The 13,901-nt window shown below is 38.3% G+C and carries 17 protein-coding genes and 1 riboswitch; of the genes, 2 read left to right on the forward strand and 15 right to left on the reverse strand.

What is annotated here, in order from left to right; all coding sequences use genetic code 11:
* Positions 1–18 precede the first annotated feature (18 nt).
* The 9 genes from AC0YN7_RS05570 to AC0YN7_RS05610 all read right to left on the reverse strand — a co-directional run bounded on the left by AC0YN7_RS05570 (position 19) and on the right by AC0YN7_RS05610 (position 7,693).
* Complete coding sequence (locus AC0YN7_RS05570; protein WP_475808948.1) at positions 19–342, reverse strand: AraC family ligand binding domain-containing protein; 324 nt, start codon at positions 340–342, stop codon at positions 19–21.
* 195 nt (positions 343–537) lie between these two features.
* Entirely contained in the window at positions 538–960 is a 423-nt protein-coding gene (locus tag AC0YN7_RS05575) for a GNAT family N-acetyltransferase (protein ID WP_475808949.1), read from the reverse strand.
* Positions 961–1,211: 251 nt separating this feature from the next.
* Positions 1,212–2,066, reverse strand: coding sequence for an alpha/beta fold macrolide esterase (mle, locus tag AC0YN7_RS05580; protein ID WP_475808950.1), 855 nt, complete (start codon positions 2,064–2,066; stop codon positions 1,212–1,214).
* 333 nt (positions 2,067–2,399) lie between these two features.
* Positions 2,400–2,876: a hypothetical protein gene (locus AC0YN7_RS05585; RefSeq protein ID WP_475808951.1), complete on the reverse strand. Its 477-nt coding sequence runs from the start codon at positions 2,874–2,876 to the stop codon at positions 2,400–2,402.
* 175 nt (positions 2,877–3,051) lie between these two features.
* Positions 3,052–3,573 (reverse strand): AAA family ATPase, encoded by a 522-nt coding sequence (locus AC0YN7_RS05590; RefSeq protein ID WP_475808952.1) that lies wholly within the window; start codon positions 3,571–3,573, stop codon positions 3,052–3,054.
* A 40-nt stretch (positions 3,574–3,613) separates the two neighbouring features.
* Positions 3,614–4,495, reverse strand: coding sequence for a hypothetical protein (locus tag AC0YN7_RS05595; protein ID WP_475808953.1), 882 nt, complete (start codon positions 4,493–4,495; stop codon positions 3,614–3,616).
* A 287-nt stretch (positions 4,496–4,782) separates the two neighbouring features.
* The gene (locus tag AC0YN7_RS05600) at positions 4,783–5,721 is read right to left on the reverse strand and encodes an EamA family transporter (protein ID WP_475808954.1); all 939 of its coding nucleotides are present in this window, start codon (positions 5,719–5,721) and stop codon (positions 4,783–4,785) included.
* 91 nt (positions 5,722–5,812) lie between these two features.
* A riboswitch (purine riboswitch) is annotated at positions 5,813–5,923 on the reverse strand.
* Positions 5,924–6,097: 174 nt separating this feature from the next.
* Positions 6,098–6,703, reverse strand: coding sequence for an NAD(P)-dependent oxidoreductase (locus tag AC0YN7_RS05605; RefSeq protein WP_475808955.1), 606 nt, complete (start codon positions 6,701–6,703; stop codon positions 6,098–6,100).
* Between the two features lie 21 nt (positions 6,704–6,724).
* Positions 6,725–7,693, reverse strand: coding sequence for a 2-hydroxyacid dehydrogenase (locus tag AC0YN7_RS05610; protein ID WP_475808956.1), 969 nt, complete (start codon positions 7,691–7,693; stop codon positions 6,725–6,727).
* 261 nt (positions 7,694–7,954) lie between these two features.
* On the opposite strand from AC0YN7_RS05610, the gene trhO reads away from it, so the two are divergent.
* On the forward strand, positions 7,955–8,851 hold the full coding sequence (gene trhO / locus AC0YN7_RS05615) for an oxygen-dependent tRNA uridine(34) hydroxylase TrhO (RefSeq protein WP_475808957.1): 897 nt from the start codon (positions 7,955–7,957) through the stop codon (positions 8,849–8,851).
* A 55-nt stretch (positions 8,852–8,906) separates the two neighbouring features.
* Here the strand turns inward: trhO and AC0YN7_RS05620 are convergent, their stop codons facing one another.
* Entirely contained in the window at positions 8,907–9,587 is a 681-nt protein-coding gene (locus AC0YN7_RS05620) for a hypothetical protein (protein ID WP_475808958.1), read from the reverse strand.
* A 130-nt stretch (positions 9,588–9,717) separates the two neighbouring features.
* On the opposite strand from AC0YN7_RS05620, the gene AC0YN7_RS05625 reads away from it, so the two are divergent.
* Positions 9,718–9,864 (forward strand): hypothetical protein, encoded by a 147-nt coding sequence (locus AC0YN7_RS05625; protein WP_475808959.1) that lies wholly within the window; start codon positions 9,718–9,720, stop codon positions 9,862–9,864.
* 67 nt (positions 9,865–9,931) lie between these two features.
* Here the strand turns inward: AC0YN7_RS05625 and AC0YN7_RS05630 are convergent, their stop codons facing one another.
* The 5 genes from AC0YN7_RS05630 to AC0YN7_RS05650 all read right to left on the reverse strand — a co-directional run bounded on the left by AC0YN7_RS05630 (position 9,932) and on the right by AC0YN7_RS05650 (position 13,803).
* Positions 9,932–10,450, reverse strand: coding sequence for a hypothetical protein (locus AC0YN7_RS05630; protein ID WP_475808960.1), 519 nt, complete (start codon positions 10,448–10,450; stop codon positions 9,932–9,934).
* A 68-nt stretch (positions 10,451–10,518) separates the two neighbouring features.
* Complete coding sequence (locus tag AC0YN7_RS05635) at positions 10,519–11,607, reverse strand: glucosaminidase domain-containing protein (protein ID WP_475808961.1); 1,089 nt, start codon at positions 11,605–11,607, stop codon at positions 10,519–10,521.
* Positions 11,608–11,836: 229 nt separating this feature from the next.
* Complete coding sequence (locus AC0YN7_RS05640; protein WP_475808962.1) at positions 11,837–12,847, reverse strand: SDR family oxidoreductase; 1,011 nt, start codon at positions 12,845–12,847, stop codon at positions 11,837–11,839.
* Positions 12,848–12,888: 41 nt separating this feature from the next.
* A complete protein-coding gene (locus AC0YN7_RS05645) occupies positions 12,889–13,044 on the reverse strand; it encodes a hypothetical protein (protein WP_475808963.1) in 156 nt (51 codons plus the stop codon).
* A gap of 402 nt (positions 13,045–13,446) precedes the next feature.
* The gene (locus AC0YN7_RS05650; protein WP_475808964.1) at positions 13,447–13,803 is read right to left on the reverse strand and encodes a nuclear transport factor 2 family protein; all 357 of its coding nucleotides are present in this window, start codon (positions 13,801–13,803) and stop codon (positions 13,447–13,449) included.
* Between the last annotated feature and the right edge of the window lie 98 nt (positions 13,804–13,901).

Below are 13,901 nucleotides of genomic sequence, written 5' to 3' on the forward strand. Positions count from 1 at the left end.
CCTTTGCACATTCGACTTTTAATAGATCAAATCATCGTTTTCAGGAATATTATTTTGCTCACAAAAATCCTTATACTTTTTAATTACCGTGTATATATCATCTTGAGCTGTAACTTCATCGTTGTCATTATTATATTGAAGTGTTCCCCCTAGAATAAAGAGCGTAAGCACTTCTTCGGCTTCAGTAATCAATGCATGTATGTCTCCAGGCGGCTCAAAAATAAAAGTTCCTGGTGTAGCTATCCAATTGCGTCCTTCGTATCTCCAGTTCCCTTGGATATTATACCCAATCACACCTCCGCCGGTATGTCTGTGCCTTCCTAAGACTTGATTGCTTTTCATTTTGAATAGTTATCCATGTACCTGTACTCAAATCGAATTGCAAAGGTTTGAAAAAACAGGAATGATTCTCTATGAAGGGAATCCAAGGTAATGAATCAACCTTAAATATCCGTTCAGGAAGTTGAAACTTTTCTGCCAATTTTAATATAGATTCATCAATTAATTTCATCTATAACACCTTCATTTCTATAAGTGTTATGAAATATCCTTTTTAAGATAATAGTGCGTATGCGTGCCTGCATTTTCAATTACTCCAAACACTTCATATCCGTACTTTTTATAAAAATCTAAAGCTTGAAATCTTAATGTATCGAGCTTTATAAAATCGCATTTTTTATCTTTCGCTATTTTTTCAGCTTCAAATAATAGTTTTTGACCATACCCTAGCTTGCGAAGCTCTTCATTAACATATAAGTAATGTACCTCCAACCAGTTCCAGCAAATTTCCCCAACGAGCCCACCGTAGATTTGACCATCGGCATTTTTTAAGAATAGCTGTACCTCTTGATATCGACCTTTTAAATTATCAGGGAAATGCTTCGAGTTAAACTCAAACATTTTATTGCCTATAAAGGCTTTGTCAGCACTAATTAATTCATTGGATAGATATAATTCCATCTGTTATTCCGCTCCTGTTCTCATTTTGAATCAGCTGGTATGAGTTTTTTTAATATAATTTACCATATTGATCCTATACATTTGAAAGAAAAAATGATTATATCTAAACTTTACTTCGTTTAAGCAGACTACACAGTTGAAGGTGAAGTTCATCGATGTGATTTACATAAAAAAAGGGTTACAACCGGAATAACCGGATATGTAACCCTTCTTGGATTGTATTTTATTCAACTACATTAATTTCGTAAATCCTAAACGACAGCAGTATGATTCGAAATAAATAGAATTATATTTTCCCAATCGTCAGAGTGGTTTTCATGACCTGTTCCTTCTAGGGAGAGTAAAGTTGCATTTGGAATTTCATTGGCAAGAGCTAGACCATGTTCATATGGGAGCACGGTGTCTTCTGTCCCATGGATAACCAACGCAGGTACATTAATTTTATTTATCTTCCCCTCGAAGGAATCATCACCTTTAAGAAGGGCATGATTAAACATGCTGAGTAGGTTATTTGCTCGTTTTATTTCTTTCCTTACCTGCTTATACGCTCTCTTCTCATCGAAATTATGTTTTGAACCACAGAGCAAGGCTGACCCAGAAACCAAGTAATCTGCAACCAAATTTTCATCTGACCAATTCAAAGTAGCTCCATTAGCATGATAAGCGAGTATCCTCTCATCCATTGGTGGCAGATCCCGGTTATTATCATCAGCTCCAAGAATACTCGATGCTAGCAATGTTATCGTTAGAACTTTTTGAGGATGGCGTACTGCTATAATTTGAGCAATCATACCACCTAAAGACATTCCGACAATGTGTGCTTGTTCAATATGGTACGCTTCAAGTAACCCAACAGCATCATCGGCCATGTCAACCACTGTATAATGGGAAGTTCCCGGCTCATAGCTAGTAGAACGACCGACATCTCGATTATCGAATCGGATAACATATCGTCCGGTATCCGCTAATCGTTGGCAAAACTCTTCATCCCAATAAACCATCGAGCACATAGCTCCCATAATCAGCAATACTGCAGGATTATTAGAATCCCCAAAACTTTCTGCACATATATCAATTCCGTTAATTTTAATAATCTGTTCGCTCATTGGTAATTCCTCACTTCATTCGAATTTGGTTAAAAAGAAAAAAGCACACTTAAATAAAACCCAACACATTCCCCAAAAATGCTTGAGCATTAATAAACTGTACCTCAATTTAACGTAGACGAATGAATTTGATAATCACGATAAGCACACTCCTAGTAAATATTTAAAAGGTTTTTAACGCACTTCAAATTTTAACATAGTTGCTTACTATTTTAAAAGTATGTGTTTGTCGTTTGTTTAATAAGGAGCTTTTCTAGCTCAATGTGATGGATATTCCTTATGATAATCACCTACAATAGCAATTTCCATTGGATAGCCCCCGCTAATACGATTTTACTCACTTACTTTGAAATTGATTTGAGCACTTATCTTAAAATCTTCTTTATCCTTACTGCCTTCGCTGGTCTTTACATAAAAATCTACAAATCCATTAACAACATAATTACCAGCAGGAAATCCCTTTTCAATAAGGTTTTTCATGAATTCGATGTATTCTTTCTCATCTTGTTCACTATATCCACCACTCTTATTGTATTTTTCACGAAGCGGTTCCCCACGCTTAAGTTTTGTGCTCAACAAAGGTTGATCCATGCCATACCAAATTTCATAATTCTGTGTTTTTTCCACCATTGGAAAATAGAATGGAGATGCGGAATGGTAGATGGTGATTTCGTTCTTATCGCCAATATATTCTAATTCAGCATACATATTAACTGATTCACCCTTTTGATATTCATCTTTCTCGCTTACAAGACGATAGACAAAATCTTTTTCAGTTATCTCTTTTCGCTGAATAATTAACAAAATCATTGTCGACCGAGCCTTCATCAGATTTGACATCATTACTTTGTGAGCTGCAGCTTACTAATAAAATGGCTAACGTTATAAGACTAAGTAATAAGGTAGATTTCCTCATACGATCACCTCGAAAATAAGACGTTGTAAACGATCAAAAGGGTTTCTTAACTAAAAAGTTAGTTTAATATTAAAATCTAAATTGTTCATTGTTTATAATCATTTCAATAGTCAGATTTAATGTATCTGTGGTATTTTCAGTAGTATCAAGTAAAAACTTAGTATCTAGTCCTGATTGTTTAAACTCTTCAATTAATATTAAGCAACGTTCACCCATACGATGTTCCCGTATTCTCATCTGGTCTCTTTTCAAAAGTGTTTCTTTATCTGTCCATAAAACTACATAAACAATATTAACGTTACTTTTCACTAAATGATCCTTAAACCACTTCACATCATCTGGAAATGCAATATAATCTACAACAACATCGACATTGTTAGTAATGAAGTTTTTAGTGAGACTTAAAATATTATTCCAAATTAGAAATGACTCTGATTTACTTTCCCAAGGGAGCTTACGGCCATTAACGTGCATATGGCTTATATCATCACCCGAAATATAGGCACTATTTTTCAGTGCTTTTACCAATGCATTTGAAGTCGTTGACTTCCCAACTCCGGCTGGTCCTGACAATATATAAACGGTTTGCATGGACAATCCCCTTTCGCAACTATGATCGCTTGTCGATAGCTTATGAGTAAGTTTCCCTTCTCTTAATCCTGTCTAAAGGCATTCGAATAAAATGAGGCATATAACAATCAGCAGCTTCCTTCCCTACCGGATGACCATTACAACAAAATACGTTATAGACAGATGAATCGGGACCACAACAACCAGGTGCTGGTTCCTTCTTCATATCAATATACAAACTATCAATCGAGATTAAAACCTCATCTTCTGTAATTTCAATTGCCCCACTAAAAGGGATCAAATCAGCTCTCATCACTTCGTGTCCATATACATACGTTGAACGAGAAAGGTAACTTTCTTTCTCTACTAGAGAAATACCACTTAAATTACCTATATGGCTCAATATTGATGTCACTAAAGCACCACATTCTTTGCATATAAAAGATGAGCGATGCATATCAACCGTTCTCCATGATTGATCATATATAGCAGAACTCTCTTCATAAATCTTTATAAATTGTTGAATAATTGCTTCAGATAATATTATCACTTCTTTAAAGTATGAAAGTAAGCTTCTTTTGTCATAGTATCTGCTTTGATGGTTTCTGATAATGGGTTTAATATCGATATCAAGATTGTCTGATATAAGAAATAAATTGTCAGTTCGATTTGCACTAACAAACTGATTTATGTATTTCAATTCATCTACGATATGATCATCAAGTGTTTTCTGAAACGCAATTACTTCAACTGCACTTTGCTTAAACGCGTATGATTGTGCTAGGTTAAGGCTACTGCTTATCACTTCCATCATCGCACAAAACTCACTAATGAAAATATGTAAATTATCTTTATTTAAAGTTTGTAACAATTCGTCTGCTTGCTCATAATGGTACTTTGTACTTTTTATTTTAAATTGTAATAATTCACGATGATTTTGCATTAAAGTCCTCCTAATAACCTATATTATCCCCACATTATCGACGTGATTATATCGTTTTTATTCTATACTCACTTTGAAGGCATACAGACCACTATTGTTCTTTCCCACTAACTATCCGTATTTGTTGCAGTTGAATCATTTGGCTCACCTTTACCTTTATTATGCTTTAATTATACAAAAAAAGGTACAACCTCCTCATTTTTCTCGAGTGGTTATACCTTTTTATTTTTCAATGGCCTCACTTTTCGGACACGTGGTGTTTTTTTTGTATATATTCTATACAAGAATTATGCACTTTTTAATCGCTGTCTTCGCTTAAACAGTTCAGGCAGCATGACTCCGATGAGGACAATAATAACGCCTACCCATTGCATCATACTCACATGCTCATGTAGAACAATAGAGGAGAGTAAAATGGCAACCGGAAGCTCAGCCGCTCCTAGAATTCCTGCCATCCCTTCACCGATATGCGGTACTCCGATAGCAAACAATACGGGAGGTATAAATGCTCCAAACAGACCTAGTAATAAGCCGAACCATATGAGTCCATCCCATAATAGCCCATTAAACAGAAATAGCGGAGGAAACAAAATAAATACTATCGTCATTGCCCCCGCGATCATCCACATACTGCGATACATGGGGTTAGCCGACGGTACTGCTTTGCCGCTAAACAATATAAAGAGTGAATAGCTGACAGCAGATATCAGTCCTAAAAACACACCCATGATGTTGAATTTCTCTGCGCCCTGCTCTATTATACCTGCAGCCAGCAAAGTCCCCATTAACAAAATCACTAATGTAAACATCATAATTCCGTTTGGCCTCTTACGTTGACTTATCGCCTGAATTACAACTCCAATCCAAGTGAATTGAAATAATAAAATAATTGCAAGTGAAGCGGGAATATATCGAAGTGACTCATAATAGACCAGTCCAGTAATAGCTGTTGGAGTACCTGCTGCCATTAATAGCAGTCGTTGCTTCCAAGTCAGTTTAGTACTAGCATTTGAGACTGTACCTTTCTGCAAGCTATTTGTACGTTGCTTACGTTTCTCACGCCATTTCGTATAAAGAGCTAATGAGCATGAGAGCAAGAATCCAATGAATAACTGACTGCCTACAACCTCACCTAATTGATAACCTTCTCCATATGCAAGAACGACAATCGTTGACAAAATCCCGTAGCTGGCTGCCCCTAGAAAAACTGATAATAAATACTTCACAGATTATATTGCCCCTCTCTTAACTTTATCAAAAGTATATGAACAAAAATTCACAAAAAAAATCCTAACTAGGAATATAAGATCATCATTTCTGAAGTGATCCCATATTCGTAGTTAGGAAGTTAAGGCTTCCTGTAGATACCCTCACCCTTGGTGCAATAGACGATCGTGAGGTTATACGAATTATTCGCTAAACAAGCGTAAACGGCTATCGCCGTCTTCTGCGGCAAAAGCGTTCGATTCGCTGAGATATATAAGAACATTTATAAAGTGTATACATATAAATTCATAAATATCTTTAAAAATTCAACAATAGTGTAAATAATATATGACAAATATGTTTAAGTCAATAGGTTAATATATACTGTAAATCACCTTAGACAGAGATGCCTACGCGAGCTCTTACATATTCTTGATTGAAAAATTCGGATACGGCAAACTCTGCAGTTGCCTCAAAAGAAATATGATTTCCTCCGTCCGGCAACACTTCACTCTGAACGCGGTAATTACTTTCTTTTTCTTGCTGAATAAGCCTTGTCGGACAAACAATTGTCCAATCCAAAGAAGTTTTTGAAAGCTCTGTAAAAACATGATGATGCTCCATTGCAGCCTCATGGTTAGTACGTTTATTTTCAATGGATTGATAACGCAGCAAACCAGGTTCTATAGTGCTTGGCAAAATGCCAGCCGTTCCAATCGTAACAATCCTATTAATCCCACAACTGTTCATGGCTGAAATAATGTTATCCATTCCGCGCATTAAAGTGCCGTTTCCTTCCGTACTCAAAGCACAAATAACGCCGTCTACGCCCATCATAGCCTCTAGGACGGTCTTCTCATCACGGACATCCCCATTTACTATGTGTAAATCGGGCTCATGTGGTGAACGGACAAGGCATCTAACTGGAACCCCTCTATTTTCAACAAATGATCGAATAAATTGCCCCGTTCTTCCTGTTGAGCCAACTAACAGCAGTGTCATTTAAAACTTTCAACTCCCTCATCATTTGAAATCATCTATTATATTCGGTGGAGTTTGTCCGGCTAAAGCGCTAACGATATTTTGAGCAGCAAGCATTGCCATCTCCAAGCGCGTTTTTGATGTAGCCGATCCGATATGCGGCAGTGTAAGCACATTTGGCATTTGTAAAAAAGGATGATCGGCAGAGATCGGTTCCTTCTCAAAAACGTCAAGGCCCGCCGCACTAATCGTGCCAGCCTGAAGCGCCTCTAATAATGCTTCCTCATCGATCAACTGACCACGAGATACATTGATGAATATCGATGAAGGCTTCATGAGTTGAAACTCATTACGACCGATCATCCTATTTGTCTCCTTCGTGAGTGGAGCTAATAAAACGACGAAGTCGGACGAAGATAGTAAATCATTGAGCTCGGCGTAGCGAACACCTAATTGTTCTTCTACACTATGCTTACGGCTGCGATTATAGTAAAGGACATCCATTTCAAATCCAAGCCTTGCACGCTTAGCAACAGCCTCACCAATTCGACCCATACCAATAATGCCAAGTGTAGCGTGATGTACATCCGTACCGAATAATTTCACGCCATCGCCAGTTTTCCAACTGCCGGCTTTCACATAATGATCCAATTCAGCAACTCTTCGAGCTGTACCTAGAAGGAAAGCAAATACTAAATCTGCTACTGTTTCGTTTAAAACATGCGGAGTATTTGTACCAATGACATCACGACTCTTCATGGCATCGATATCAAAATGGTTATAGCCAACGCTAATACTGCTAACAACTTTCAATTTAGGTGCATGCTCTAATAGTTCAGAATCAATTTTCATCCCTGCTGTGAGCAAACCATCGGCAGTAGAAAGCTTTTCGAACAAAACCTCTCTAGGAATTGGCCCAGCGCCTTCCCATTTTTCTATATTACAATGTTCAGCAATATAATTCTCTACTTCGTCTGGTAATTGTCGATCAATTAAAACTGTTGGTTTCACAAATATTCTCCTCCGATTTCATACTGTCAGCTCACCGTTACTACAATAACAAAATGACCGGTCGTTCCGAGAAATGGTTCCAGCTGAGATGGCCAGACTTGCCGTTTAGGTAATCTCTAGTCCATCTTACTCTATTGTAAATGAGTTTGAAACTCATCTTTACCTAAATGATCTGGGTTGAACGTTTGTTCTGTTGATAACATGTACAATATCCACTATAATATAGATTGATTTTATTTGTTTTTGGAAAGGACTTTTACAATGAGTGAAAACAACAATTACCGTGTTTTATTGTATTATAAATTTGTAGAAATACCTGATGCGGAGTTGTTCGCTGCTGAGCATCTTGCATATTGTAAAGAACTAAACGTGAAGGGCCGCATTCTGATTGCCGATGAAGGCATCAACGGAACCCTATCTGGTACATTCGAGCAAACGGAACAATATATGAACGACCTGCGCGCGAATCCGTTATTTTCAGACATCGTATTTAAGATAGACGAGGCTGAAGGTCATGCTTTCAAAAAAATATTCGTCCGTTATAAAAAAGAGCTTGTAACGTTGCGGTACGAAAAGCCGCTTGATCCGAACACACTTAGCGGAACACGTCTCTCACCTAAAGAGTTTCATGAGTATTTGCAAAGAGAAGATGTCATCGTTTTGGATGGCCGCAGCGACTATGAATATGATCTTGGTCATTTCCGCAACGCCATTAAGCCAACTCTTGAAACCTTCAAGGAATTTCCGGAATGGCTTCGTGAAAATATGCAGGAATATAAGGATAAGCCTATTCTTACGTATTGTACCGGCGGCATCCGTTGCGAGAAGCTAACGGGTGTAATGTTAAGTGAAGGATTTAATAATGTGTATCAGCTTGAAGGCGGAATCGTCACCTATGGTAAGGATGAAGAGGTACAAGGCAAGCTGTTTGACGGAAAATGCTATGTTTTTGACGAGCGAACTTCCGTTACCATTAACCATACTGACGAAGCTACGGTCGTCGGAAAATGTCATCACTGTGCTGCACCAGCTGATATCTATATCAATTGTGCCGATGATTCGTGCCATCTGCAGCATATCGTTTGTAAGGAATGCGAAGAAAAACATGACAGCTTCTGCTCGGCAGAATGTGAAGAGCATGTTCTCAGCTTAACCTAGAAAAATAATTAAAGAGGTTGATCTTCCTAATCGAAGATCAACCTCTTTTTTATGCTTATATAATCGGAAATGGTCTAGTTTGACCTGCTTTGATGATGGCTTCATCCAAGTAAGATCGATACAGTGGTTCATCCGGCTCTTTAGCTGCTAACGCCTGGTAGTAATTAGCCACCCTCTGATAGTAATAAGGGTTTACATCCAACGCAGGAACGAGCCCCTGCGGCATCCAACGGTAGGTTTCTACACGATAAGCGTCAGCCTTGTCATGTGACCATAGCGCAAGCTCACAAACACCGTCCCTGCCATATATGCCAGGCATATCTTCAATTTCCATCCGACTATATTGCGTGCCCTCTTCAATTAATCGATGAAAACCATGATGAGACCATTCGAAAATATCAAGCTCCGCAACGTTCCAATCCGCTTGCCAGCCAACAATAAGGTTTAGTTGATTGGGTCTTACAATCGGAGCTGCCCAAAAATCGCTTATACCAATACCTTTCCCTTTCATTTCATAAATACGGTACCAATTATTCCCGCTTCGCTTTAGTGTCAAAATATACGGCTCACCTTCCAGACAATAAGCTGTTGTAATTTCTCGATCATAATCGCCATCCACATCTGCAATCAGTATCGCTGGCTGACTGACAGGCTTCTTCAGCTCAATGATCTCCGCATTTGGGGGCAGGAAATTACGCACGATAGACTCATACCCTACAAAGTTACTCATCATCATCCCTCTTCTCCAAGTAAGCTTCAGAAAAATGTATGTGAAAAACTTATTGAAAAGAACTAATTTCAATTTAGTTAGGGAACTCTATATTTGTAGAATTTTTAAGCCCAAGCTAAAATAAGGAGGAATTGAAATGGCTCGCAACAAAATCCGATCCGAATCTCAAAAAAATGAAGCATACGTGACACACTCTAAGCAAGCGGAAAATAATCTTGCAGCTTCGACTAATGAGAACCGCAACCAGAAAGGCCATATACCGAATAGCCCATCCACAGGATAATTATGTGACCCTTCTGAATATGGGAAAAGGCGGCACGCAATATATTTCTCTGCGTACCGCCTCTTCCTTATAGGGCATCCCAACGATGCCTATATTTCTCTAATCTCGGATGCAATTTTGAAGGCTCCGACGTTAATATAAGCCGAATTTTTACAATCCACTCTTCAAAAGAGGAATAAGAAGCGAACATATTTGCAGTCTCATCAGTCACATATAAAAAATAGGGTGAAGGATACTTATCTTGGAAATGCCGCAAAGCGGAATCAATTGGTGTATATTTTTTTCGTTTGCCTTCTAATCGCTCAACAATGATGTTTTCTCCACCTTTTTCACGCTTCCACTCATGAAGCCTATCCTCACGTTTATAGAACGCACTGACTGGATTTTTCGTCATTCGTCTTACAGTTTCATCATGCAATGGATAAAGGACAAGCTTAGCAAATGAACGCTCCTCAGCTACTTCAGCTGCAAGTTCCAGTTCGGCATCCGTGGTATCCTCAAAGGAATCATAATAAATGAGCGTACCCTTTAGCTCATCCTTCGGCGGTTCATAGCCAAACGGTACCTTGTGTATGTTTGTACTCATGGGCGTAGCCTCCTATGGTTGGTCGATAAACCCCTCCTCTATATTATCGCCAATTTCAATTAAACCATTTATAGCTTTTTATAATCGCTCTTCATTATTTTTTTGACTAAGCCCGCCCACTTGTCATTTGAGGGACAGTACTTCTTAGCTACCTTATCTATAGTTTTAAGACCCTTTCCTACATAGCTCTTAGAGAGGAGCTGTCCAAATTTCAAGACACTGTCACTCTTCGTTTTAAAGCTAAAGGCCCTATTATGTTCATCGCCATCAATCGCGTTTAATCCGAATAAATTATTTTTGTTTTTAGCGAGCTTGCTTTTACCATTGCCACTCTCTAGCTTCATCACTGCAATTGTGAAATATGCGTTTATTCCGTATTTTTCTTCGATTTCAAGAATGGCTTCCTCTAGGTCATAATCTGCAAGTGCCGTTCCTTCAAAAATTTGAGCAATGTGCTCTACTGTTAATCCTGAATCGGATGCAACGGTTGATGTTGGTTGACTAGGCTTAGACTCTTTCGTTTGATCAATCGTTTCTGGATCTTTTATTTTTTTAACTTCAATTATCTTTTTATCCACTTGCTTTGGTGAAACATTATGTATTTCATTAGACTCTAACGTTCTTACTTGTAGTGATTCTATGGTCACAGGTGATTTCACTGTTTCTTTCTCAACCAGCTTAGCATATCCTCCGTGAATATAACCACCGTCCTTTAATTTAAGCCAACCATTATCTGAAGTCGATAAAATTTCAATTCGAGTACCTTGCTTAATTGTCTGTAGAATCTTAGATCGGGCATTTGATCCTTCACGAACATTGAGGTAAAAAGCGGTAACTTCATAAGTATCAAGAGGTGGCTCAACTACTTTAGCAACTGCTTTGACCTCTGGTACAGGGACCGGTTCCATTACTGGCTCAATCTTTGTTTCCACTGTTTCCGAATGTTCAGGTTCTAAGATCGGTATGGGGATTACTGGCTGTACAACCGGAAGGATTGTGGGACCATCTATTTGCAAGCGGTCGGTCATTTCAACTGCAGGCACTAAACTTTCCTTTGCGTCTTCATCGGTCACGTTATTAAATTGCATCCCAAGTGTAAGGAGAACGGCTAAACTTAACGCATATACGAACAATTTCTGGCTCGTTTTTTTTAGCATGGATATACCTCTTTCCATCGTTTTTTTGGTGTAACCAAATGACAACCGAGGTTATATGGCAAGCTTTTATCAACAACTATCCAGTGGGACGGTCTGTGTTGAGTATATGATGGTTAGTCTAGAGTCAGAAGAGTTTTTGTCCATTTTTCAAATGAGAGATTACTCATAAATAACAAAAAAACTTCCCTCGTCAGAGAGAAGCTTCAGATTTAGGTTAATTTTGGTAGCATTATGTTATCTTATATCCTGAAGCATGAGCGGCAATGATACGATCCATCTGCTCGTTCCACTCATTATCTTCGGTACAGCGCTCAGGATGTGCTTCGAACCAAGCGATTGTACGTTTAATGCCTTCGCCAAATGTCAAATTAGCTTGGAATTCAGGAACTACATTTTTGATTTTGGTATTATCAAAGACGCTGCTTACCGCTTTATCTCCGAGCAGGCTGCCTTCAAGCTCCGGATCATACGAAATAAGAAAATCGGAAGAGATATGTACGAGCTTCGCCTTAACACCAGCTGCAATTCCAATCGCCTCATAGATTTGATTCCAAGTAAGAACTTCGTCTGAAGTGATATGATAGGCTTCCCCTATTGCTTCATCATTGCCAAGAAGACCAACAAAGCCTTTTGCAAAATCAGTGTTATGGGTCATTGTCCAAAGAGATGAACCGTCTCCATGTGCAATTATAGGACGGCCTTGCCGAATACGCGATACGATAGACCAAGGATGCTGCCAGCTATTTAGAGCCGCCGGGATCATGGTATCCCCATAGGTGAATGAAGGCCTTACTATCGTAATCGGAAAACCAGAGTCAGCTTGTTCAGCTTGCAGCAGCTGTTCACATGCGATTTTGTCCCGTGAATATTGCCAATATTGATTTTCAAGCGGAGTGTCATTCTCTGTTATCACATAGTGCCGTGGAGGCTTCTGATAGGCAGAGGCGGAACTAATGAAAATATACTGCTTCGTTCTCCCTCGAAACAATTCTATATCGGCTTGAACATGCTCGGGTGTAAAAGCAATCCAATCAACGACAACATCAAACTCATGCCCCTCCAGCGCTGCTGCCGCTCCCTGCAGATTACGGATGTCACCTGTTATGACTTTAGCGCCTTCAGGAACAAAATCGTCCCTCTTGCCACGATTGAACAAATAAAGCTCAAACCCTCTTTCTATTGCAAGACTTGATACCGCTTCGCTAATTAGGCCAGTGCCTCCGATAAATAATACTTTCATCTTCACATCACTCCTCAAAATAATTATAAAACAGTCTTGCCCTACTCTGTCTTTTCCTTATCTTTTAGTGTTTTAATCAAAACATCAAGTCTATCTATGATACGTTCATCGTTATCTAGCTTCTTCTTCAACCTGCCATCGATGTTAATAATACATAGAACGATAATGACGCAAGTAATAAGAATAACTACGTTCAAGCGGTATCACCCCTTTTAAATTAATCGTAATATGTAGATAATTATCTTTTTTTCGAAATCTCTAAAATCATTAACAAGACCGTCAATAATTAAAACAAATATTTTTACCGGTGAGTTCATTGGGAATTTGAATAAACTCCCGAATGGAAGACCATGTCATTAGAATGCCTTCTAATTATATTATAACAAGTAAAAGAGAAGACTGCCGTTCTGGTGACATCCTTATTCTTTTAGTGTCCTACTTACCATAAAACAGAAAAACGCACAAGATCTTTTGGACCTGTGCGCTTTTTTACTGGAACATTTTTGAGAATAGTGTGCTCTTGCTTAAGATTAAGAATTAAGTCTTAACATGCGATAATTATTTTTTATGTATACCATATAATGGTTGAAAAAGTGAGTTTATTGGGTAGGTGTTCCTTGATGAAAAAACATTTGCCATCTTCCATCACTAAACTTCCATATTGAACTGCGCAGCGTATGTTGCATTTTTACTTGATTAAATATTCGGTAGGTAGTTAACACTGTATCGTTAGATAAAGGATGTATTTCAAAATGATCTAGTGTCATTTTTACAATGCCTATTCCCTCTTCTCCAATTCCCTCACTTCTACGCCAAACTTGCCCGGAACTACCAAATTCAAAAAAATCGTCTGAAAGTAACTTTGATAGCTTTGCTTGCGATTCTCGAATTTCTGGTAGTAGTAACTTTTTTTCGAGTTCCAACAACTGCTCCTTCAATGAAGATTCACTTTCCATTATCAATCACCTCACTCAAATAAGTTAAGCTTTTCTAAATTTACCTTATATTTTGAATGTAAAACATTCAGATGAACTGCTTCTAATCTGTGACCTAT

The sequence above is a fragment of the Paenibacillus sp. J31R122 genome (genome assembly GCF_056269185.1).